Source organism: Bifidobacterium saimiriisciurei, assembly GCF_010667655.1.
GTDB classification, from domain to species: Bacteria; Actinomycetota; Actinomycetes; order Actinomycetales; family Bifidobacteriaceae; genus Galliscardovia; species Galliscardovia saimiriisciurei.
The window spans coordinates 1-22,501 of the sequence record NZ_WHZU01000013.1 but is presented as its reverse complement, the minus strand read 5'-3'; the positions used below and the strand labels follow the sequence as shown (position 1 = coordinate 22,501).

The 22,501-nt window shown below is 62.1% G+C and carries 19 protein-coding genes and 1 tRNA gene; 15 read left to right on the top strand and 5 right to left on the bottom strand.

Annotated elements, in window-relative coordinates; translation table 11 throughout:
* The first annotated feature begins 221 nt into the window (after positions 1 to 221).
* Complete coding sequence (locus tag GFD18_RS08190) at positions 222 to 1,535, top strand: MFS transporter (RefSeq protein ID WP_191997363.1); 1,314 nt, start codon at positions 222 to 224, stop codon at positions 1,533 to 1,535.
* 145 nt (positions 1,536 to 1,680) lie between these two features.
* On the opposite strand, the gene GFD18_RS08185 is transcribed toward GFD18_RS08190, so the two are convergent.
* Positions 1,681 to 2,706 (bottom strand): threonine aldolase family protein, encoded by a 1,026-nt coding sequence (locus GFD18_RS08185; protein WP_163199438.1) that lies wholly within the window; start codon positions 2,704 to 2,706, stop codon positions 1,681 to 1,683.
* 261 nt (positions 2,707 to 2,967) lie between these two features.
* On the opposite strand from GFD18_RS08185, the gene GFD18_RS08180 reads away from it, so the two are divergent.
* Positions 2,968 to 4,140 (top strand): pyridoxal phosphate-dependent aminotransferase, encoded by a 1,173-nt coding sequence (locus GFD18_RS08180; protein WP_404801621.1) that lies wholly within the window; start codon positions 2,968 to 2,970, stop codon positions 4,138 to 4,140.
* Positions 4,141 to 4,244: 104 nt separating this feature from the next.
* Positions 4,245 to 5,231, top strand: coding sequence for a D-2-hydroxyacid dehydrogenase (locus GFD18_RS08175; RefSeq protein WP_163199440.1), 987 nt, complete (start codon positions 4,245 to 4,247; stop codon positions 5,229 to 5,231).
* 86 nt (positions 5,232 to 5,317) lie between these two features.
* On the opposite strand, the gene GFD18_RS08170 is transcribed toward GFD18_RS08175, so the two are convergent.
* From GFD18_RS08170 to GFD18_RS08155, 4 genes are all read right to left on the bottom strand, one after another.
* Positions 5,318 to 5,998, bottom strand: a complete 681-nt coding sequence (locus GFD18_RS08170) for a methionine ABC transporter permease (RefSeq protein WP_163199442.1) — start codon at positions 5,996 to 5,998, stop codon at positions 5,318 to 5,320.
* A 1-nt stretch (position 5,999) separates the two neighbouring features.
* Positions 6,000 to 6,800: a methionine ABC transporter ATP-binding protein gene (locus GFD18_RS08165; RefSeq protein ID WP_163199444.1), complete on the bottom strand. Its 801-nt coding sequence runs from the start codon at positions 6,798 to 6,800 to the stop codon at positions 6,000 to 6,002.
* A 113-nt stretch (positions 6,801 to 6,913) separates the two neighbouring features.
* Complete coding sequence (locus tag GFD18_RS08160; protein WP_191997362.1) at positions 6,914 to 7,756, bottom strand: MetQ/NlpA family ABC transporter substrate-binding protein; 843 nt, start codon at positions 7,754 to 7,756, stop codon at positions 6,914 to 6,916.
* Between the two features lie 192 nt (positions 7,757 to 7,948).
* Positions 7,949 to 8,485, bottom strand: a complete 537-nt coding sequence (locus GFD18_RS08155) for a peptidylprolyl isomerase (protein ID WP_163199446.1) — start codon at positions 8,483 to 8,485, stop codon at positions 7,949 to 7,951.
* Between the two features lie 136 nt (positions 8,486 to 8,621).
* Between GFD18_RS08155 and GFD18_RS08150 the strand changes: the two genes are divergently transcribed.
* The 12 genes from GFD18_RS08150 to GFD18_RS08095 all read left to right on the top strand — a co-directional run bounded on the left by GFD18_RS08150 (position 8,622) and on the right by GFD18_RS08095 (position 22,039).
* Positions 8,622 to 10,319, top strand: coding sequence for an NAD+ synthase (locus tag GFD18_RS08150; RefSeq protein ID WP_163199448.1), 1,698 nt, complete (start codon positions 8,622 to 8,624; stop codon positions 10,317 to 10,319).
* A 64-nt stretch (positions 10,320 to 10,383) separates the two neighbouring features.
* Positions 10,384 to 10,566 carry a hypothetical protein gene (locus GFD18_RS08145; RefSeq protein ID WP_100511323.1) on the top strand — a complete coding sequence of 61 codons (183 nt, stop codon included), beginning with the start codon at positions 10,384 to 10,386 and terminating at the stop codon, positions 10,564 to 10,566.
* 259 nt (positions 10,567 to 10,825) lie between these two features.
* Entirely contained in the window at positions 10,826 to 13,201 is a 2,376-nt protein-coding gene (gene pflB / locus GFD18_RS08140; RefSeq protein ID WP_163199450.1) for a formate C-acetyltransferase, read from the top strand.
* Between the two features lie 92 nt (positions 13,202 to 13,293).
* Positions 13,294 to 14,175, top strand: coding sequence for a pyruvate formate-lyase-activating protein (pflA, locus tag GFD18_RS08135; RefSeq protein WP_163199452.1), 882 nt, complete (start codon positions 13,294 to 13,296; stop codon positions 14,173 to 14,175).
* A gap of 169 nt (positions 14,176 to 14,344) precedes the next feature.
* The gene (locus tag GFD18_RS08130) at positions 14,345 to 14,983 is read left to right on the top strand and encodes a DUF3000 family protein (protein ID WP_163199454.1); all 639 of its coding nucleotides are present in this window, start codon (positions 14,345 to 14,347) and stop codon (positions 14,981 to 14,983) included.
* Positions 14,955 to 16,265, top strand: coding sequence for an HRDC domain-containing protein (locus tag GFD18_RS08125; protein ID WP_163199456.1), 1,311 nt, complete (start codon positions 14,955 to 14,957; stop codon positions 16,263 to 16,265). Before GFD18_RS08130 ends, GFD18_RS08125 begins: the two co-directional genes overlap by 29 nt.
* A 51-nt stretch (positions 16,266 to 16,316) precedes the next feature.
* Positions 16,317 to 17,678, top strand: coding sequence for a trigger factor (gene tig, locus GFD18_RS08120; RefSeq protein ID WP_163199458.1), 1,362 nt, complete (start codon positions 16,317 to 16,319; stop codon positions 17,676 to 17,678).
* A gap of 311 nt (positions 17,679 to 17,989) precedes the next feature.
* Positions 17,990 to 18,604 (top strand): ATP-dependent Clp protease proteolytic subunit, encoded by a 615-nt coding sequence (locus tag GFD18_RS08115; protein WP_275575984.1) that lies wholly within the window; start codon positions 17,990 to 17,992, stop codon positions 18,602 to 18,604.
* 2 nt (positions 18,605 to 18,606) lie between these two features.
* The gene (locus GFD18_RS08110; protein WP_100511317.1) at positions 18,607 to 19,260 is read left to right on the top strand and encodes an ATP-dependent Clp protease proteolytic subunit; all 654 of its coding nucleotides are present in this window, start codon (positions 18,607 to 18,609) and stop codon (positions 19,258 to 19,260) included.
* 121 nt (positions 19,261 to 19,381) lie between these two features.
* Entirely contained in the window at positions 19,382 to 20,680 is a 1,299-nt protein-coding gene (clpX, locus tag GFD18_RS08105) for an ATP-dependent Clp protease ATP-binding subunit ClpX (RefSeq protein WP_163199460.1), read from the top strand.
* Between the two features lie 110 nt (positions 20,681 to 20,790).
* Positions 20,791 to 20,863 (top strand) — tRNA-Asn (locus GFD18_RS08100).
* A 114-nt stretch (positions 20,864 to 20,977) separates the two neighbouring features.
* Entirely contained in the window at positions 20,978 to 22,039 is a 1,062-nt protein-coding gene (locus tag GFD18_RS08095; protein WP_163199463.1) for a GmrSD restriction endonuclease domain-containing protein, read from the top strand.
* The last annotated feature ends 462 nt before the right edge of the window (positions 22,040 to 22,501 follow it).

The window sequence follows — 22,501 nt, the reverse complement described above, 5'->3', positions numbered from 1 at the left end:
GATGGAATGTGAACCATCACACATTTGCGGGCGAATGGGTCCACTATTCGAGAATAAAATCCGCCCGCGTGCCGGAGGGGACATGATGGTTGCAGCCTCCAAGAAGGGGAAACAAAGCTCCGCATCGTCGCCCGGCATTGTAGATGCGGAACGCCACCCGCCGAACGCATCCGCTGTCGGTCTCGATGCATGTATTGTGTAGAGAGAAAGACATACCAATCATGTCAACCACAACGGCAACACTGGCCGGAGCCAAGGCGGTAAAGAAGGATTCCGTCGCCGAGATTATCGCGGCGTCGATGGTCGGCACCGCCATCGAGTTCTACGACAACTACTGCTATTCCATCGCCGCGGCCAGCTACTTCGGTCTCATCTTCTTCACCGATGTCGCCAAGTCCAACCCCGCAATCGCCACGCTGATGGCGTTCGTCACCTTCGCCGTCTCGTTCCTCGCCCGTCCGTTCGGCTCCATGCTGTTCGGCCACTTCGGCGACAAGCTCGGCCGCAAGAAGACACTCGTCGTCGCCCTGATGACCATGGGCATCTCGACCTTCCTCGTCGGCGTGCTGCCCGGATACGAGCAGATCGGCGTGTGGTCCGTCGTCATCCTGTGCCTCTGCCGCGCCTGCCAGGGCGTCGGCCTCGCCGGTGAATGGTCCGGCGCCGCGCTCGTCGCCACGGAGAACGCCCCGGCCGACAAGCGCGCCCTCTACGGTTCCTTCCCGAACCTCGGCGCCCCTATCGGCTTCTTCTGCGCCTACGGCATCAACCTGCTGCTCACCACGCATCTGAGCAAGGCCCAGATGGTCGCCTTCGGCTGGCGCATCCCGTTCCTCATGTCCGCCATCCTCGTCATCATCGGCCTCTACGTCCGTGCCCGCATGAGCGAGACCCCGGTCTTCCAGAAGGCCTCCGAGGAGAAGCGCACCTCCAAGCACCCGCTCACCGACCTGCTGCCGTACTGGAGGCAGGTGCTTCTCGGCACCGTGGCCATGGGCATCACCTACACGCTGTTCTACATCCTCGGCACCTGGTCCCTGAGCTACGGCGTCTCCGGCCTCGGCTTCAGCCAGCCCGAATACCTCGCCATGCAGATGGTGTCGGTGTTCTTCTTCGCCGCGTTCATCGTCGTCGGCTGCCTGCAGGCTGACAAGCGCGGCCGCAAGAAGGTGCTGCTCGCCACCACGGCCGTCACCCTCGTGTTCAGCTTCTTCGCCCCGGCCCTGCTCCAGCACGACGCCACCCGCATCATGCTCTTCCTCTGCCTCGGCTTCGTGCTCATGGGCGGCCTGTTCGGCCCCTCCGGCGCCTACCTGCCCGAGCTCTTCCCAATGCACGTGCGCTACTCCGGCGCCGGTCTGAGCTACAACCTCGCCGCCATCTTCGGCGGTGCGTTCGCCCCGTCGCTGGCCACCTGGCTGGTGAGCACCTACGGCATCATGTCCGTCGGCTGGTACATGGCCGCCATGAGCGCCGTCGCCCTGATCGCGCTGCTGCTCATCAAGGAAAGCAAGAACATGGACTACACCAAGTGATCGGCTGAACGTCGCGTTCCACTGCGGAGGGCTTCCCGGAAGGGAAGCCCTTTTTTCGTTCCGCCCCGACGCAATCAGCGGCCGATGCAATACCCCATATCGACGTGCGGTGGCCGGCCAGTCGAATCGTCGCCGATCACGGATGCTACAGCAGTTGCAGCAATGCGTCGACGTCCTCCGGTTTCGTCGCCCAGCTGGTCGCGAACCGTACGACGGTGTGGTCGTCGTCATACTTCTCCCAGAAGCTGAACGAGACGTCCTTTCGCAGGCGATCCATTGTCTCATTGTCGAGGATGAGGAACTGCTGGTTGGTGGGGGAGCCGAACAGCTGGCGGTAGCCTTTTTCGGCGAACCCGCGTTTGATGCGCATGACCTGGACGATGGCGTTCCGCGCGATGCGCTCATACAATCCATCGGTGAACAACGTGTTGAACTGCAATCCCAGCAGCCATCCCTTCGCCAGCAGCGCGCCATTGAGCTTGATCTGCGGGAAGAATCCGTCGATGAGATGAGGCCGGGTGATCACCACGGCCTCGCCGAACAGCGCTCCCACCTTGGTGCCGCCGATATAGAACACGTCGCAGCATTCGGCCACGGTATGCAGCGTCACGTCGGTGCCGTCCGCCGCCAGCCCGTAGGCCAATCGGGCGCCGTCAAGATACAGGGGAATGCCGTGGTCATGGCAGACGCGGCTGATCTGCCGCAGTTCGTTGGCCGAATACAGCGTGCCGAATTCCGTGGGATGGGAGATGTACGTCATGCCGGGCCTGACCATATGATCGTGGTTCTCGTCATGCTCGAACGTCTCCAGATAGTCGCGCAACTCTGCCGCATCGATCTTGCCGTCATGCTGGGGGAGCGTGATCACCTTGTGACCGCTCGACTCTATAGCCCCGGCCTCATGGACGCTGATATGCCCGCTTTCCGCAGCGACCACACCCTCGTACGGACGGAGCGTGGAATCGATGACCGTACGGTTGGTCTGCGTGCCGCCGACGAGGAACCACACCTCGGCATCGGGCGCGCCGCAGGCCTTCCGTATGCGGTCCTTCGCCTCGTCGCAGATGCCGTCGAGGCCGTAGCCGACATGCTGGCTGCCGTTGTCCCGGCACAGTTCCTCGAGAATACGAGGGTGCGCCCCTTCCATATAGTCACTGTCGAAATGCAGCATGATTCTCCCGTCATGAAAAAACGCCGCTGCGCGCGCTCGCGCCGGCGATGATATCGTAGGTTGCGTATTCCAGAGGATATCAATATCGGAATAACATCCTACATAAAGGGAACCGGATACGGACAACGAGCGATAGGGGATTTTGGCGATTGGACGAACGCGGACGTATTCCGGCGTTAAGATGCTACGAGGGCAAGCACTACGCCCATGTTCAATATCACCCAGCAAGGAACGCATATCATGAGCCAACAGTCGCCGAAGATGTCGATTCGAGCCGAACAGTCGGAGCCGTTCAGGGCCATGGCGTTCGGCGCCCGGGCGGACGAGCGCATCGACCAGGGGCATGACGTGATCAAGCTGGGACTGGGCGAGCCTGATTTCGGTGCCCCGAAGGCCGTACGCCGCGCCATGGCCGAACTTATGGATGGCCGGTCTCTGCCATATACCGCGACGTTCGGCATCCCGCGACTGCGCGAGGCCATAAGCGGTTTCTACCGGGAACGTCACGGCCTTGATGTGGACCCGGCCCGCATATGCATCACCTGCGGCGGCTCCGAAGGACTGCTGCTTGCCGCGGCCCTCACCGTCGACCCCGGCGATCGCGTGATCGTGGCGGATCCGTCCTATCCGTGCAACCGCGAGCTCGTCAAGACGTTCGGCGGCACCGTGGTCAACGTGCCCACCAGCGCCGCGACGCAGTACCACCTCGATCTTGAGGGCGTGCGTACTGCCTGGGGCGACGGTGTAGCCGCCGTGATGATCACGTCGCCGTCCAACCCCACGGGAACCTGCATCCCCTTTGACGTGCTGTGTGAGGTGTGCGACTACGCAAAGGCGCATGGCGCGTGGCGCATCGTGGATGAGACCTATCTCGATCTGGCCGACGTCGACGCAGACGGCAACACCACCGTACGGTCTGTGCTGGCCTGCGACCCCGACGCTATCACCGTCAACAGCTTCTCGAAGTACTTCGGTATGACCGGCTGGAGACTCGGCTGGATGGTGCTGCCTGAGACATTGCTGCAGGCGGCCGACAACCTCGCCATGAACTACCTGCTATGCGCCCCGACGCCGGTGCAGTATGCGGCCGTGGAGTGCTTCACCCCGGAATCATATGCCGAATGCGACGCACGTCGTCGTGAGTTCCTCGCCCGGCGCAAGGTGGTCATCGAAGGTCTTGAGGCCATCGGTCTGCCGCTTGAGGCCCGTCCGACCGGCGCGTTCTATGTGTACTTCGATGTCAGCTCGACCGGTCTGGACTCGTGGACGTTCTGCGAGCGTCTGCTCGATGAGTATGATGTGGCGTTGACGCCGGGACGTGACTTCGCGGTCGCCACGGCGGACACCCACGTGCGGCTTTCCTATGCGGCTTCGCGTGATGCGCTTCGCGAGGGATTGCGACGGGTGAAGTTGTTCTGCGACGGTCTGCGCTGAACCCGTTCGGGTGCGAGTGCCGCACGTCGCGGAACGGAGTACGGTCATTCCCCGATGGGGGATGAGGATGGTCCGATAGTCGGAACGATAAAACAGGAGGGGTCATGGTGAATGGCACGAGGCCGTCGGAAAAGATGATTGTGAACTGCCTGCCGTTGGATTCGGGGGAGCGGCGTCGTTTCGCGCAGGCCGCCGACGGCATACGACAGGAATTCGTAGGCGACGATTCCATGCGCGACCAGATGGCGTGGCCCGCCGGCGTGCCCGAAGGCATGAGGGCGGCCGCCACGGCCGTCATCGGCAATGTGCCGCCGGCCGGTATGGGCGACTATAGGAATCTGGAATGGCTGCAGACTTGGAGTGCCGGTGTCGACAAGTATCTCGCCCCCGGCGTGCTTGACGCCGCCGTGCAGGTGACCAACGCCACCGGCGCCTATGGCCAAAGCGTCGCCGAACACCTGTTCGCCATGATGTGGGCGCTGATGAAGAACCTGCCGGGGTATCGGGACAACCAGCACGAAGCCAGGTGGCATGATTTGGGGGCTGCGATGTCTCCTCATGGCGCCGAGGTGCTGGTCATCGGCACGGGAGACATCGGCTCCACGTTCGCCGCAATGGTCAAGGGGGTGGGCGCCCACACCATCGGCGTGCGCCGCGACCCGAACAAACATGCCGACGGCATCGACGCCATGTTCGGGTTCGACGCACTTGACGTGCTGCTCACCAAGGCCGACGTGGTGGCCATCACCGTACCGTCGTCCCCGCAGACCCGTCATCTGCTCGATGCCCATCGGTTTGCCCTGCTCAAGCCCGGTGCCATCGTGCTCAATGCGGGCCGCGGCGACGTCATCGACCCATCGGCCCTGCATGAGGCGGCTTCCCGGCTCCGTGGCGTCGGCCTGGACGTCACCGAGCCCGAGCCGCTGCCCGCGGGCGATCCGCTGTGGGGCATGGAGAACGTGCTGATCACCCCGCATGTGGCCGGCGGCAACCATCTTGACGTCACCGTCGAGCGCATCATCGAGATCGCTTTGGAGAACGTCGCCAACTACGCGCAAGGCAGGCCCCTGCGCAATCTGGTGCGGCGCTGAACGGGTCAGGGCGAAAACGAAACGGCCTCTGCGGGATTTCCCTGCAGAGGCCGTTTCGTCTATCGAAGTCGACGAGGCACGAAGCGTCAGCGCGAATGATGGTCGATGTGACGTGCCAGCACGTTGCCGAGGCTCTGGAAGATCTGCACCAGGATCACGCAGAGCACCACCGAGACGATCATGACGTCGTACTGGTAGCGCTGGTAGCCGTAGCGGATGGCGATGTCGCCCAGACCGCCGGCGCCCACGGTGCCGGCCATGGCCGAATAGCCGAACAGGTTGATGAAGGTGATGGTGGCGCCACGCACCAGTGACGGCAGGCTTTCGAACAGCAGCACCTTCGTGACGATCTGCCAGGTGCCGGCGCCGAAGCTCTGCGCCGCCTCGACCAGACCATCATCCACCTCCGCCAGCGACTGCTCGACCATGCGGCCGACGAACGGCGCGGCGGAGACGATAAGCGGCGGAATCGCACCTGCCACGCCCAGCGACGTGCCCATGATGAGTCGCGTGAGCGGGATCATCGCGACCAGCAGAATGATGAAGGGGATGGAACGGCCGATATTGACGATCCATCCCAGCACGGTGTGCAGGACGCGGTTCGGTCTGAGGGCGCCGGGGCCGCTGATGGTCAGCAGCACGCCCACCGGAACGCCGATCACATAGGCGACCAGCGTGGAGACGATGGTCATGACCAATGTCTCCCATGTGCCGTCCAGCAGCAGTTCGCCGTATTCATTGATGAACTCCTGAATCACCGCGGTCATGTCACTTCACCTCGCTGTTCGTCGTATCGGCCTCGACCGCATCATCGGCGCGGCGCGTGTTCTGCGCGTTGGCGCTGGCGATGAGGGCCTTGAGAATGTCGCTTTGCGGGTTGGCGAACAGCGCCTCCGTCTCGCCCTCCTCCACGATGCGTCCGCCGTCGATCATGGCCACGCGGTCGCAGATGCTGCGCGCCACCGGCAACGAATGCGTGATGACGACCATGGTCACGTCCATCTCGCGGTTGATGCGGCGCAGCAGGTCGAGGATCTGCACGGTGGTCGTCGAATCGAGTGCGCTGGTCGCCTCGTCGCACAGCATGATGGAGGGGTTGTTCGCCAGGGCGCGGGCGATGGCCACGCGCTGCTGCTGGCCTCCGGAAAGCTGACTGGGATAGCGGTCGCCGTAGCCGGCAAGCCCCACCATATCGAGAAGCTGCTCCGCGCGGGCCTCGCGCTCCTTCTTGGGCACGTGGTTGAGCTCCAGCGGGAAGGTGATGTTGCGCAGCACGGTGCGCTGCTGGAACAGGCTGAAGTTCTGGAAGATCATGCCGATGGAGGAGCGCAGTCCGGCGAGCCGGGCGCCGGAGGCGCCGGTCACGTCCTGGCCGTCGATGACGACCCTGCCCTTCGTGGGACGCTCCAGCAGGTTGATGCAGCGTACGAGGGTCGATTTGCCGGCGCCGGACGATCCGAGGATGCCGAAGACCTCGCCCTTGCGGATGTCGAGGTTGATGTCGTGCAGCACCTCATGTGCCTCGCGGCCCTCGCCGTAGCTTTTATGAAGATGTTCGAATTGAATCATGGTGTTCCGATGCATCGAAAAATCAGTATGGATAAAGACGGCGATGCCGCCCTTCCCGGCGGGGAATGGGCGGCATCACCACATGCGTTGTGTATCGTATCGGACGGCGTCGATTAGAACACGGGGACGACGGCGCCCTTGTAGTTCTTGTTGATGTAGTCCTTGACCTCACTGGACGTCAGGGCCTTCTTGAGCTCCTTCGTCTTGGCGGTGTTCTCGTTGCCCTCCTTGACGACGAGGATGTTCGCGTACGTCTTGGCGGCCAGTCCGCCGACCTTCTCGGTCACCAGGGCGTCCTTCTCGGGATCGAACTTCGCCTGGATGGCGTAGTTGCCGTTGAGGGCCGCGATGTCGACATCCTGCAGCACGGTCGGCACCACGGCCGCCTCGAGCTCCTTGAACTGCAGGTTCTTCGGGTTGCTGGTGATGTCCTTCGGCGTGGCGTTGATGTCCTTCGGGTCCTTGAGCTTGATCAGGCCGGCGTCCTGCAGCAGCAGGAGGGCGCGGGCCTCATTCGTCGCGTCGTTCGGCACCGCCACCGTGGCGCCGTTGCCCAGCTTGTCAAGAGACTTCGTCTTGCCCGGATACAGGCCGAACGGTTCGAAATGCACCGCGGCCACCGACACCAGATGGGTGCCCTTCTCCTTGTTGAAGTCGTCGAGGTACGGCTTGTGCTGGAAGTAGTTGGCGTCGACCTCGCCCTCCTCGGTGGCGGTGTTCGGCTGCACGTAGTCGGTGAACTCCTTCACCTCGAGCTTGTAGCCGTCCTTCTCCACCAGCGGCTTGACCGCGTTGTTGAGAATCTCGGCGTGCGGGGTCGGGCTGGCGGCCACCACGATGGTCTTGTCGTCGGAGGATCCCGACGAGCCGGTGGAGCTGCCGCATCCGCTGAGCGCCAACGCCGCGATAGTCGTGACGGCCAGTGCGGCGCTGACGATGCCCTTGCGATTGATCATGATGTGTCCTCTCTTCAAAACGTCCCTTTGAACGGACCCCACTATAAGGGAAAAACGCGCGGAACACGGCACGGGCATAATCGAAATAATTTATAGGGGGCGTTCAACGACGGAATATGAAAAAGGGTCCGTGCATACGCGATATGTGCGCGTACACACGGACCCCGTCGAAAGCCGGCGTCCGTCGATGCCTTACAGAATCTCGATGGTCTCGATGAGCACGGGGTCAAGCGGCTTGTCGCCGCGGTCGGTCGGTACGGCGTCGAGCTTGTCGACCACGGCCTTCGACTCGTCGTCGGCGACCTCGCCGAAGATGGTGTGATGGCCGTCCAGCCACGGGGTGGGGACGGTGGTGATGAAGAACTGCGAGCCGTTGGTGCCGTGGGGCAGGCCATCGGCGCCGCGGCGCAGACCGGCGTTGGCCATGGCCAGCAGGTACGGTCGGTCGAACTTCAGGGACGGGTCGATCTCGTCGTCGAAGGTGTAGCCGGGGCCGCCGGTGCCGGTGCCGAGCGGGCAGCCGCCCTGGATCATGAAGTCCTTGATGATGCGGTGGAACGACAGGCCGTTGTAGAACTTCTCGTGGGAGGGCTGGCCGGTGAACGGGTCGAGCCACTCCTTGTCGCCCGTGGCGAGGCCGACGAAGTTCTCGACGGTCTTCGGGGTCTGGTCGTCGAACAGGTTCAGGCGGATGTCGCCTTCCGAGGTATGCATGATTGCTGTAGTCATACTGCATAGTCTCGCATGGATGCCAGACCGGCGTCCGGGGCGTTCCTCCCTTCCCGACACCACCGCGATGCTGCCGCCGTCGGGCGGAGATTCGACATAGTATGAACACATACCGATCGAAACAGGAGTCAAGAATATGAATACCGAGGAAATCCGCTTCGCGCTGGCCCAGATCGACACCTGCGTCGGAGACCTTGACGGCAACGCGCGCAAGGTCCTGGAATATGCGCGCAGGGCGGCGCACGACAACGCCGACGTGGTCGTGTTCCCCGAGATGACGCTGACCGGCTACCCCATCGAGGACCTTGCCTTCCGAGCCACCTTCCGCAGGGCCGCATGGAACACCGCCGACCGACTGGCGGCGGATCTCGCCGAGGAGGGTCTCGGCGACCTGTACGTCGTGGTGGGCACGGTGGGCACCGAACGCGATTCCTCGCTGCCGCAGAACCGTCTCGTGGCACTGCACGAAGGCGTGGTATGGGCCGGCTACGACAAGCACTTCCTGCCGAACTACGGGGTCTTCGACGAGTTCCGCATCTTCAGTCCCGGCTCGCACTCCATGGTGCTGGAGGTGAACGGCCGACGCATCGGCGTGGCCATCTGCGAGGACATCTGGCAGGACGGCGGCCCCGTCTCCGAACTCGCCGGGCGGGACATCGACGTGCTGCTCACCATCAACGGCTCGCCCTACGAGGAAGGCAAGGGCGACACCCGAGTCGACCTCGGCGCGCGCCGTGCGGCCGAGGTCAATGCCCCGCTCATCTACCTCAACCAGGTCGGCGGCCAGGACGATCTGGTGTTCGACGGCGGCAGCTTCGTCATCGCACCGGACGGAACGCTGCTGGAACGTTCTCCGAGGTTCATGGAGGACCTCAGCTACTGGACGCTGGGTGCGAGGGGGCAGGCCCCGAAGGCCTCCACGCTGGCCGCCGAGCTCGACCCCGACGAGGAGGTCTACACCGCCTGCGTGCTGGGACTCAAGGACTACATGGCCAAGAACGGATTCACCGGCGTGGTACTGGGCCTGTCCGGAGGCATCGACTCCGCGCTCGTCGCCGCCATGGCCGCCGACGCCTGCGGGGGAGAGCGCGTCTGGGGCGTCTCCATGCCCAGTATGTATTCGTCCGACGGTTCCAAGGATGATGCGGCCGACCTCGCCCGCAACCTCGGGGCCCATTACGACATCCAGCCCATCGAGCCGCTGTTCAACGCGTACCAGAGCCAGCTCGAGCTCGACGGCGTGGCCGCCGAGAACCTGCAGGCCCGCATCCGCGGCGTGATCGTCATGGCGTACTCCAACTCCAAGGGGCTGCTGGCCCTGGCCACCGGCAACAAGAGCGAGCTCGCCTGCGGCTACTCCACCATCTACGGCGACGCGGTCGGCGGGTACGCGCCCATCAAGGACCTGCTCAAGACCCGCGTCTGGCAGCTGGCCCGATGGCGCAACGAGGCGGCGAAGCGCGGCACCGGCATCGGGGGGCTCGCCGTGGTGGGCAACGAGTCCGGCTCCCATGGCGTGCCGTGCGAGGAGATCATCCCCGTCAACTCCATCGTCAAGCCGCCGAGCGCGGAGCTTCGCCCCGGGCAGAAGGACTCCGATTCCCTGCCCGAATACGATCTGCTTGACAAGGTGCTCGCCGCATATATCGAGCACGCGCACGGACGGGCCGACCTGCTGGCGGACGGCTTCGACGAACAGACCGTGGACACCGTCATGCGGCTCGTCGACCGCGCCGAGTGGAAGCGGCGACAGTATCCGCTGGGGCCGAAGGTCACCTCCCTGGCATTCGGCCGTGACCGTCGTCTTCCGATCACCAGCCGTTTCCGCGAATAGGCCTCGGACGGTTTCCGGACCTCGCACAGAACCGTCGTACACAACATGGAAAGGAGCGTCGTCGATGGTCGATGACAAGAAGAAGTGGTATTTCAACACGCGCACCGAGCAGGCGGAACTCGGGCCCAAGTCCCCGATAGGGGAGCGCATGGGGCCGTATGACTCCGAGGAGGACGCCCTCAACGCATGGAAGATCGTCGAGGAGCGCAACCGCAAATGGGAGGAACAGGACCGCGGATGGCGGTGACCGCCGAACGAGGCCCGCCGGACGACAATCCGGCGGGCCTCGTCGTCCTCCGCCCTGAGGCCTTCGCCACCGTGCGCGCGGTTAATGTGAGCTGGGTCATACAGGTTATGTGACGTGGGTCATAAAAGCCCCTGAGAGCGTGCTCCAAATGTGAGGAACGTCACGCGAAAACCGCTCTCACACCTAGAAAACCTTGGCTAGAATGGACATTGACATCGGGCGATGATGCAACCGATGCAGTCCTCAACAAGGAGCGAATATGACAGCAGTAGATGCCGCTAAGGTTTCCGCCGAAGACCTCCAGGCCAAGGCCTGGGACGGCTTCAACGGCGGCAACTGGCAGAACGAAATCGACGTGCGTGACTTCATCCAGAAGAACTTCACGCCGTACGAGGGTGACGAGTCCTTCCTGGCCGACGCCACGGACAAGACCAAGCACCTGTGGAAGTACCTCGATGACAACTACCTCGCTGTGGAGCGCAAGCAGCGCGTCTACGACGTTGACACCCACACCCCTGCAGGCATCGACGCTTTCCCGGCTGGCTACATCGACAGCCCCGAGGTCGATAACGTGATCGTCGGCCTCCAGACCGACGTCCCCTGCAAGCGCGCCATGATGCCGAACGGCGGTTGGCGTATGGTCGAGCAGGCCATCAAGGAAGCCGGCAAGGAGCCGGATCCGGAGATCAAGAAGATCTTCACCAAGTACCGCAAGACCCACAACGACGGCGTCTTCGGCGTGTACACCAAGCAGATCAAGGTCGCCCGCCACAACAAGATCCTCACCGGTCTTCCGGACGCCTACGGCCGTGGCCGCATCATCGGCGACTACCGTCGTGTCGCCCTGTACGGCGTGAACTACCTGATTGAGCAGAAGAAGAAGGATAAGGACTCCATTCCTTACCGCAACGACTTCACCGAGACCGAGATCGAGCACTGGATCCGCTTCCGTGAGGAGCACGACGAGCAGATCAAGGCCCTCAAGCAGCTGATCAACCTCGGCAACGAGTACGGTCTGGACCTGTCCCGCCCGGCTCAGAACGCTCACGAGGCCGTGCAGTGGACCTACATGGGCTACCTCGCCTCCATCAAGAGCCAGGACGGCGCCGCCATGTCCTTCGGCCGCAACTCCGCCTTCTTCGACTGCTACTTCGAGCGCGACCTCAAGGCCGGCCTCATCACCGAGACCGACGCCCAGGAGATCATCGACAACATCGTCATGAAGCTCCGCATCGTCCGCTTCCTGCGTACGAAGGACTACGACAACATCTTCTCCGGTGATCCGTACTGGGCCACCTGGTCCGACGCCGGCTTCGCCGACGACGGCCGCGCCATGGTCACCAAGACCTCGTTCCGTCTGCTCGCCACCCTGACCCTCGAGCACCTCGGACCTGGCCCCGAGCCGAACATCACCATCTTCTGGGATCCGAAGCTGCCGGAAGGCTACAAGCGTTTCTGCGCCAAGATCTCCATCGACACCTCCGCCATCCAGTACGAGTCCGATAAGGAGATTCGTGGCCACTGGGGCGACGACGCCGCCATCGCCTGCTGCGTCTCCCCGATGCGCGTCGGCAAGCAGATGCAGTTCTTCGCCGCTCGTGTGAACTCCGCCAAGGCCCTGCTGTACGCCATCAACGGCGGCCGCGACGAGATGACCGGCATGCAGGTCATCGACAAGGGCGTCATCGCCCCGATCGCTCCGGAAGCCGACGGCACCCTGGACTACGCCAAGGTCAAGGCCAACTACGAGAAGGCCCTGGAATGGCTGTCCGAGACCTACGTGCAGGCTCTGAACATCATCCACTACATGCACGATAAGTACGCCTACGAGTCCATCGAGATGGCCCTGCACGACAAGGAAGTGTACCGTACCCTTGGTTGCGGTATGTCCGGTCTGTCCATCGCCGCCGACTCCCTGTCCGCAGTGAAGTACGCCAAGGTGTACCCGATCTACAACAAGGACGCCAAGAACCTCGAAGGCCACGAGTACGAGTACGTCGAGGGCGCTGACGACGATCTGGTGGTCGGCTACCGCACCGAGGGCGAGTTCCCGATCTACGGTAACGACGACGATCGCGCCGACGACATCGCCAAGTGGGTTGTGTCCACCGTCATGGGCCAGGTCAAGCGCCTGCCCGTGTACCGTGGCGCCGTCCCGACCCAGTCCATCCTGACGATCACCTCCAACGTGGAGTACGGCAAGAACACCGGTTCCTTCCCGTCCGGCCACAAGAAGGGCACCCCGTACGCTCCGGGCGCCAACCCGGAGAACGGCATGGACTCCCACGGCATGCTGCCGTCCATGTTCTCCGTCGGCAAGATCGACTACAACGATGCCCTCGACGGCATCTCGCTGACCAACACCATCACCCCTGACGGTCTTGGTCGCGACGAGGACGAGCGCATCAACAACCTGGTCGGCATCCTCGACGCCGGCAACGGCCACGGCCTCTACCACGCGAACATCAACGTTCTGCGCAAGGAGACCATGGAAGACGCCGTTGAGCATCCGGAAAAGTACCCGCACCTGACCGTGCGTGTCTCCGGCTACGCTGTGAACTTCGTGAAGCTCACCAAGGAGCAGCAGCTCGACGTCATCTCCCGTACGTTCCACCAGGGAGCCGTCACCGACTGATTTCTGAACCAGTCACTGCCGCGTAAGCGGTAACATGATGGGGACGGGGCACATGTTGCTCCGCCCCCTTTTCTCTAGAAATGAGGACGCCGATGTCTGAGAGCATTCAGTTCAAAACCACGCAGCCGCATATGCTGAAAACCAACAAGGAATATGCGAGCCAAACCCTGATGGGAGGCCTTTCCGGCTTCGAATCGCCCATCGGTCTCGATCGTCGCGACCGCATTCGCGCGCTGAAGTCAGGTGACATCGGATTCGTCCACTCGTGGGACATCAACACCTCCGTCGACGGTCCGGGCACCCGCATGACCGTCTTCATGAGCGGTTGCCCGCTGCGCTGCCAGTACTGCCAGAATCCCGACACCTGGAAGATGCGCGACGGCAAGCCCGTCTACTTCGATGCCATGGTCAAGAAGATCGAACGCTACAAGGAGCTGTTCAAGGCCACTGGCGGCGGCATTACATTCTCCGGCGGCGAATCCATGATGCAGCCGGCGTTCGTCTCGCGTGTGTTCCGCGCCACCAAGGAGATGGGGGTGCACACGTGTCTCGACACCTCGGGATTCCTTGGCGCCAACTACACCGACGAGCAGCTCGACGACATCGACCTGTGCCTGCTCGACGTCAAATCCGGAGACGAGGCCACCTACAAGAAGGTCACCGGCGGCATCCTTCAGCCCACCATCGATTTCGGCCGCCGACTCGCGGAGCACAACGTGAAGATCTGGGTGCGTTTCGTCCTTGTTCCCGGACTCACCGACTCCGAAGAGAACGTCGAGAACGTCGCCAGGATCTGTGAATCGTTCGGCGACGCGGTCGAGCACGTCGACGTGCTCGGCTTCCATCAGCTCGGCCGTCCCAAGTGGCATGAGCTGCGCATCCCGTATCCGCTTGAGGATGCCAAGGGCCCGTCGGCCAAGTTGCGCCAGCGCGTCGTCAAGCAGTTCGAGGACCATGGCCTGACCGTGTACTAGACGAGGCATCGGATTCGTATCGCATGTCGTCCCGCCTCCCCCGCATGGGGGCGGGACGATTGTCGTTTTCGGCGCCCGATGCCGGACGCTTCCAGGGGAAGGGCGCACTTTGGGCGGACCCTGTTTGTAAATCCCCATGATTCCAGCGTCGTTGGGTTATTGTTGGACTATGGCCGAGATTTACGCTTTCCCTGCGGGCGTGTCGGCGATGACGCCCCATATGCAGCAATCAGCCTCGGACAATAGCGACCGTGGCGTTCCGGTCCCCGACGTGGTGTTGCGGGCCGTGGAATCGGTGCGTTCCATGACGCTTCGCGAAGGCGTGTCGTATCGGGAGATAGCGGTGCCATCCTCCATGGCCGATTACGGCATAGGCGTGCAACTGGACATCGAGGACGTTTCCCGTTGCACGATCGGCGGCTGGCTGCTGCTGCTATACCGGGAGCGCATGCAGGAGGAATGGGACTCGCATTGGCGCTGCGTCGCCTTCGCGTCGGTGACATCGGACGAGCGGCGCGTGGATGACCTTACGGCATCACTGACCTGGGACTGGCTGGAAAGGATGATGACCGGCGTCCAGGAGGAAACCCTTGGTGGTACGGTAAGTCTGAATCAGAACACTTCGTTCGGAACCCTGGCGCGATACTCCACGCAGGAACGGAGCCATGGCTGTGAGCTCCGTGTGTCATGGACCCCCGTGCTGGGTTCCGGCGGATGCCCGGATGCCGCGATGCAGATCGACGGCTGGGCGCGATTTCTGCAGACCCTTGACGACAACGATGAACTGGAAGAACCAAACATTGATTGATTCCGTAGAACCCCGCCTGTTGAAAGAGCCCCGTGGGGGAGTGCCCGACGTCATCGACACCAAGAAGGCGTTCGATGCGATGGTGGAGCGTTTCGCGCAGGCCGACGGACCCGTGGCGGCGGATGCCGAACGCGCGTCGGGATTCCGGTACGGGCAGGAGGACTGGCTCGTGCAGTTCAAAAGGAACGGGGCGGGCATAGCCCTGTTCGATCCCATTGCCCTCGAGGCCGAGGGCGTCAATTGGGAGGACTTCAACGATGCGGTGAAAGGCGCCGACTGGATCATCCATGACTCCCTGCAGGACCTGCCGGGCTTCTTCGCGCTGGGCATGAGACCGTCGTCGGTGTTCGACACCGAGGTCGCCGCGCGTCTGATAGGCAACACGCGTTTCGGGTTGGCCTCGGTGACGGCGAAGTACCTGGGGCTGGTGTTGTCGAAGGAGCATTCCGCGGCCGATTGGTCGTATCGTCCGTTGCCCAGGGACTGGCGGAACTATGCCGCGCTGGATGTCGAGGTGCTCATCGAGCTGCGCGCCAGGCTGCTTGACGAGCTGCGTGGCCAGGGCAAGCTGGAATGGGCGCGTGAGGAGTTCTCGTATCTGCTTGACAAGGGCGGCAAGCCCCGTGTGACGCATCCCGAACCATGGAGGCGGGTGTCGCATATCACGGCGTTGAACCATGATCCGCGTGGCCTTGCCGTGGTGCGCAGTCTCTGGACGGTTCGCGACAGATACGCCAGGGAGCTGGACATCGCTCCCACGCTGCTGCTGTCCGATGCCGCGATGATCGAGGCAGGAGAGCGGAAGCCCCACAATTCCAAGCAGTTCAAGGCCATCCGCTCCTTGAATGAACGGGTGCGCATGCATACCGACAGCGAACAGGACAAGATGTTCGAGCGGTATGCCCCGTTGCAGCGCCGTGTGAAGCCGGCCGTCTGGAGGCAGGCCGTTCTCGACGCCCTGGCGCTGTCAAGGGACGAGCTGCCGACCACCGCACCGAAACCGATGAACGAGGACGTCACGAACGCCCCCCGCTCCATGAAGTACTGGAGGGTGCATCATCCCGAGCGTTTCGCACGGCTGCAGGCGGTGCGGCAGGTCATCGCACAGATCGGAGAGGACACGCATACGCCCATAGAGGTGCTGCTCAAACCGCAGATCGTGCGTAATCTTTGCTGGAAAAATCCCCGTCCCGAGGACATTCGGGACTTCCTGAAGGCGCAGGGCGCCAGAAACTGGCAGATTTCGCTCATTGCAGAGTCCGTGAGTAGGGTTACAATATAACGGTTGCCTTGAATGGCTATAACCGAAGTTTTCTACGAATTGGAGCGCAGAGTGAAAATCACCGTGAGGAATCTGGAACCCACCAAGGTCCGTCTGACGGTCACCGTCAATCCTGAGGAGTTCGATCCGTACCTCGATGCGGCTCGCAAGGAGATCGCCAAGCAGGTGAACATCCCCGGCTTCCGCAAGGGACATGTCCCCGGCAAGATCATCGATCAGCGCGTCGGCTTCGGTGCCGTCGCCGGCGAAGCCGTCAACAATGCCGTTCCGGAGCTGTATTCCAAGGCCGCCGAGGAGAAGGAACTGCGTCCGATGGATCAGCCGAAGCTCGACATCAAGGAGCTTCCGGAGTCGGCCAAGGACGACACCAAGCTGAAGTTCACCGCCGAGGTCGAGGTCCGTCCGAAGTTCGACCTGCCCGAGCTCGACGGCCTGAGCATCGAGGTCGCCAAGCCGGCCGTGTCCGATGAGGACGTCGACGCCCGTCTCGAGAACCTGCGCCAGCGTTTCGGCACCCTGGTGGGCGTGGATCGCCCCGCCGGCAAGGGCGACTACGCCAACATCGACCTTGAGGCCCAGATCGACGGCGAGTCCGTCGACTCCCAGGAAGGCGTGAGCTACGAGCTCGGCTCCGGCACCATGCTCGAGGGCATGGACGAGGCCCTCGAAGGCCTGTCCGCCGGTGAGGAGACCACGTTCGAAAGCACTCTCGAGGGCGGCGACCACGCCGGCGAGAAGGCTCAGATCAAGGTGAAGGTCAACTCCGTCAAGGCGGAGGAGCTCCCCGAGCTCAATGACGACTTCGCTCAGGAGGCCTCCGAGTTCGATACGCTCGACGAGCTGAAGGCCGACGTGCGCAAGCAGTGCGAACGCGACGCCGAGGGCCGTCAGGCCAACGATGCGCGTGACGCCTTCATCGCCAAGCTGCAGGAATCCGTCGAGATTCCGGTGCCGAAGGGCATCAAGGCCAACCTTGTCGCCGAGCACATCAAGTCGATGACCCCGGATCCGGAGAGCGCCACCGACGAGCAGAAGAAGGAAGCCGAAGAGTCCGCCGAGAAGGAGCTTCGCGACCAGATCACGCTCGACGCCCTTGCCGAGAAGATGGACGTCAAGGTCTCCCAGAACGACGTCATGCAGTTCCTGTCCTCCATCGCCCAGCAGTACGGCATGGACCCGAACCGCTTCATCAGCTCCATCATCCAGAACGGTCAGATCGGCTCCGCCGTGCAGGAAGTCGGCCGCTCCAAGGGCCTGCTGGCCGGTATGCGTGCCGTCTCCTTCGTCGATCCGGAAGGCAACGCCCTCGACCTGAGCCAGTTCCTTGGTGAGGAAGAGGAAGCCCAGGAAAGCGTTGAGGCCGCTTCCGCCGCTGCCGCCGTCGCCGACCAGATCGCGAACGACGCCGAGTAGTCGTCTTCGCAGCCATCCAACGAAGGATTCCGTATCGGATGGCTGACGGTATGAAAACGGCGCAGACCAGTTTCGGTCTGCGCCGTTTTCATATTCGCAGGGGACACCGGTGCGGACGTCTTACGAACGATCATGAGAAACGCCTTCCGCCCCGTGTTCTTTGCGCATTCAGCGCAAAATACCACGGAAGACGACGTCAGGCGGTAGCCTACTACTAGTGCCGAATACGTTCTCGGCAACCAATCAATGACCGTGATGTGCCTGCGAAAGCGCATCACGCATACAAGGAGATAGGTGACAAGGTGACTACCATGCTTACCCCATCGCCGGTGATGGCCGCTGATGATGCCCCGGCAGGTCCCGTCGACCCGATTTTCAATCGTCTGCTGAAGGACCGCATCATCTGGCTCGGCGAAGAAGTCAAGGATGATATGGCCAATCGCATCAGCGCACAGATGCTGATGCTGGCCGCGGAGGATCCGAAGAAGGACATCTGGCTCTACATCAACTCGCCCGGCGGCTCCATCACCGCCGGCATGGCCATCTACGACACCATGCAGCTCATCGAGCCCGATGTGGCCACCGTTGGCCTGGGAATGTGCGCCTCCATGGGACAGTTCCTGCTCAGCTCCGGCACCCCCGGCAAGCGTTTCCTCACATCGCACGCCCGTGTGCTGATGCACCAGCCCTCCGGCGGCATCGGCGGCACCACCACCGACGTGCGTATCAGCGCGGAGCTCATCATGGACATGAAGCGCACCCTCGCCGAGCTCACCGCCCAGCAGACCGGACACACGCTCGAGGAAATCTACCGCGACAACGAGTACGACCACTGGTACACCGCCAAGGAAGCCTTGGAATACGGATTCGTCGATAAGATCGTGACGACCGCCGGTACCATGACCGCTGAAAAGAAGGGTGAGTGAACATGGCCTCCGAAGAAGCACAGTACGTGGCGCGCGCTCAGCGCCTGGCCGGCATGATGCCGCAGAACCGCTATATCCTTCCCCAGTTCGAGGAGAAGACCCCGTACGGATTCAAGCGTCAGGACCCCTACACCAAGCTGTTCGAGGACCGCATCATCTTCATGGGCGTGCAGGTCGACGACACCTCCGCCGACGACATCATGGCGCAGCTCCTGGTTCTGGAAAGCCAGGATCCGAATCGTGACGTCATGATGTACATCAATTCCCCCGGCGGCTCAATGACGGCCATGACCGCCATCTACGACACCATGCAGTACATCAAGCCCGATGTGCAGACCGTCTGCCTCGGACAGGCGGCCTCGGCCGCGGCCATCCTTCTTGCAGCCGGCACGAAAGGCAAGCGACTGATGCTGCCGAATGCACGAGTGCTCATCCACCAGCCCGCCATCGACCAGGGCTTTGGCAAGGCCACGGAGATCGAGATCCAGGCCAAGGAGATGCTGCGCATGCGTGAGTGGCTCGAGAACACCTTGGTCAAGCACACCGGCCAGGATGTGGAACGAATCCGCAAGGACATCGAAGTGGATACCTTCCTGACGGCCCAGCAGGCCAAGGAATACGGCATCGTCGACGAGGTGCTGGAACATCGTCAGTGATGTCAATGGCATCAGGAATAGGACCGGGCGTCCCGAAAGGGGCCCCGGTCTCATCTTTATCACACCGTCTACAATCGAATGCAGACGAATACGCAGCACCCGCATCGAAGGGAAATAGCTTATGGGAACGGTGATCAGCTACAACGAAGAGACGCCAACCTGTACGTTTTGCGGGAAAAACGAGCATCAGGTGCGCAAGCTCGTCACCGGTCCCGGAGCATCCATCTGTGACGAATGCATCGAACTGTGTGTGGATATCATTTCCGACGAACGGCGACGCGACGCCGAAACCGACGCCTTGAGACTGCCGGTTCCCCGCCGGATATTCGATTATCTCAACCGTTTCGTCGTCGGGCAGCCCGATGCGAAACGCACCCTCTCCGTTGCGGTGTACAACCACTACAAACGTGTGAACATGGAACTGCAGGAGAAGGCGGAGCGGCTGTCCATAAGGCAGGGGAGCCGGCACGGGCGATTCGACGACGTGGAGATCGCCAAGTCAAACATCATGCTGCTCGGCCCCACGGGAGTAGGCAAGACCTATCTCGCCCAGACCCTCGCACGGGTGATGAACGTTCCGTTTGTGATTACCGACGCCACCACGCTGACCGAGGCCGGATACGTGGGCGATGACGTCGAAACCGTGCTGCAACGGCTCATACAGGCGGCCGACGGCGACGTCGAACGCGCAGGAAGAGGCATCGTCTACATCGACGAGATCGACAAGATCGCGCGCAAGAGCGGAGAGAACGTCTCCATCACGCGCGACGTCTCCGGCGAAGGCGTCCAACAGGCGCTGCTGAAAATCATCGAGGGCACCGTCGCCACGGTCCCCATGGAGGGGACGAGAAAGCATCGCGACCAGGAGTCCGTGCAGATCGACACACGCAACATACTTTTCATCTGTGCCGGAGCGTTCGTCGGACTCAAGGACATCATCGAACAGCGTCTCGGTCGCCGTGAAAGCGGGTTCGGCTCCGCGCGACGGCAGAAGGAGCTCTCCGATTCCCAGATTCTCAAGCAGGTGATGCCGGACGATCTGGTCGAATACGGTCTGTTGCCGGAATTCATCGGACGTCTTCCCGTACTCAGCGTATTGGACGACCTGACGGTAACGGATCTTGAGAAGATCCTGACGGAACCGGCGAATGCGCTGATCAAGCAGTATCAGAAACTGTTCATCGCCGACGACGTCGATCTCGTATTCACCGATGAGGCCATAACCGCCATCGCGTCCAAGGCCATTGCCGGCGGAACCGGTGCCAGAGGGCTGCGTGCGATTATCGAGCGCACGCTCGAGGACATCATGTTCCGGCTTCCCGAAATGGGCGATGTCAGCAGGGTCGTGATCGACGACGCGACCGTGAACGACGGTGACGAGCCGAGGCTGGTGCGTCGCCGCAGACAGCGGGAGGCGTGATCGCATGCGTCGGCGGACGCATCCAGTTGGAGACACGCCGAAGTTGCGCGCAATCATGTTTACAGCTATTCTACATTTCTTGTGAGCCGCGAAAGCGACTTGCCTTATATTCCTGCGTAGCTCAGTTGGCAGAGCATCCGACTGTTAATCGGACGGTCGCTGGTTCAAGCCCAGCCGCAGGAGCGGATAAAGCCGAAGCATTGCTTCGGCTTTTTTCATATCCTCACTCGTACTCGCAATACCTGCCACGTTGATGGTTTGCGAGGACGAACACCCCAGCATGAAAGGAGAGTCGGCATGCCGGCCCTGCATGGACGTTTCTTCATGACGATGGCCCGGCGCATGACATGCGCCACCGGCTGCATGGCGTTGATCATCTCCCTGGCGGCCTGCGCTGATACAGGAGATTCCGCTTCCACACAGTCCCCGAGGACGTCCTCGTCATCGGGCGTGTCTGCCTCGTCGGGTTCGTCGGATACGGTCGGCGGCTCTTCCGCGAATACGGGGAATGGGGAACGGGCCATCACCGTGTTGGCGTCACTGCCAATCAAGGGCCGCGCGCCGAAAACCGGCTATGCGCGTACCCAATTCGGTGCCGCATGGGCGGACGTGGACGGCAACGGATGCGACACCCGCAACGATATCCTCAATCGCGACATGACGAATGTGACCTACAAGAGCGGTACTCACAACTGCGTGGTCGCGACCGGAACGCTTGCCGATCCGTATACTGGCAGGACCATTCATTTCCAGCGCGGACAGAACACCTCCACAGCCGTGCAGATCGACCATGTGGTCGCGCTGTCCGACGCCTGGCAGAAAGGAGCGCAGCAGCTCAGCGCCGATACGCGTAAGCATCTTGCCAACGATCCCTATAACCTTCTTGCCGTCGACGGTCCGTCGAACGAGCAGAAGAGTGATGGCGATGCGGCGACATGGCTGCCTGCGAACAAAAGCTACCGATGCGCATACGTGGCCAGGCAAATCGGTGTGAAGAGCAAATACTCGCTCTGGGTCACGCAGGCAGAGCATGATGCCATGGAGTCCGTGCTCGCATCGTGCCCGTCCCAGACCGTTCCTGCGGATAATGGCCTGTCGGCATCTGCCTCGTCAAAGGCCACGCCGAGTGTGACGGGCAGTGCGACGAGCACACCGACCGCTTCGGCTTCTCCCTCGCCGACCGTGGAATCGACGCCGACCGTGTCATCGTCGCCCACGGCATCCACTCAATCGTCCAGTGATGTCTATTACGCGAATTGTTCCGCGGTCCGTGCCGCCGGTAAAGCACCGTTGTACAAGGGGCAGCCCGGATATTCCACGAAACTGGACCGTGATGGAGATGGCGTAGCCTGCGAATAGAGGGGGCGAGTCGGATATGGCGAAACGGCAGGCGATGATGTCTGCCGTTTCGCCATATTGGGAAGAACGACGATGCACATGGCGTTGCTCGTTGAGTCGAGGGCTCCGTGTCTTCCGGATTTGTGTTGTCTTGGAGTTTCCTTTCCTGTGGTTTTCCGGTCGTGTTGTGGTTGCTTTTTGGGTTTTATGCTGGCGATGATGTTCGCAGGACCTGCTGCGGGACTCGTCCTGCTGTTTTGCGACACGCCGTGGGAGGCGTGTGTTTTCAGTGGTTTTGGGGTTGTTGGTTTTGTCTGGTTTGCGTGGGTTCGGGTTTTCGTGTAAGTTACTTACTCGCTGCCCGGCACGGCCGGCCTGCTTCCTTGGGTTGTGGGTGTGTTTGCTGGTGTGGTGGTGGTTTGAGAACTCAAGAGCGTGTTTTGTACTACTGAATTTTTGTTTTTGATTGCCAGTTGACGGCCC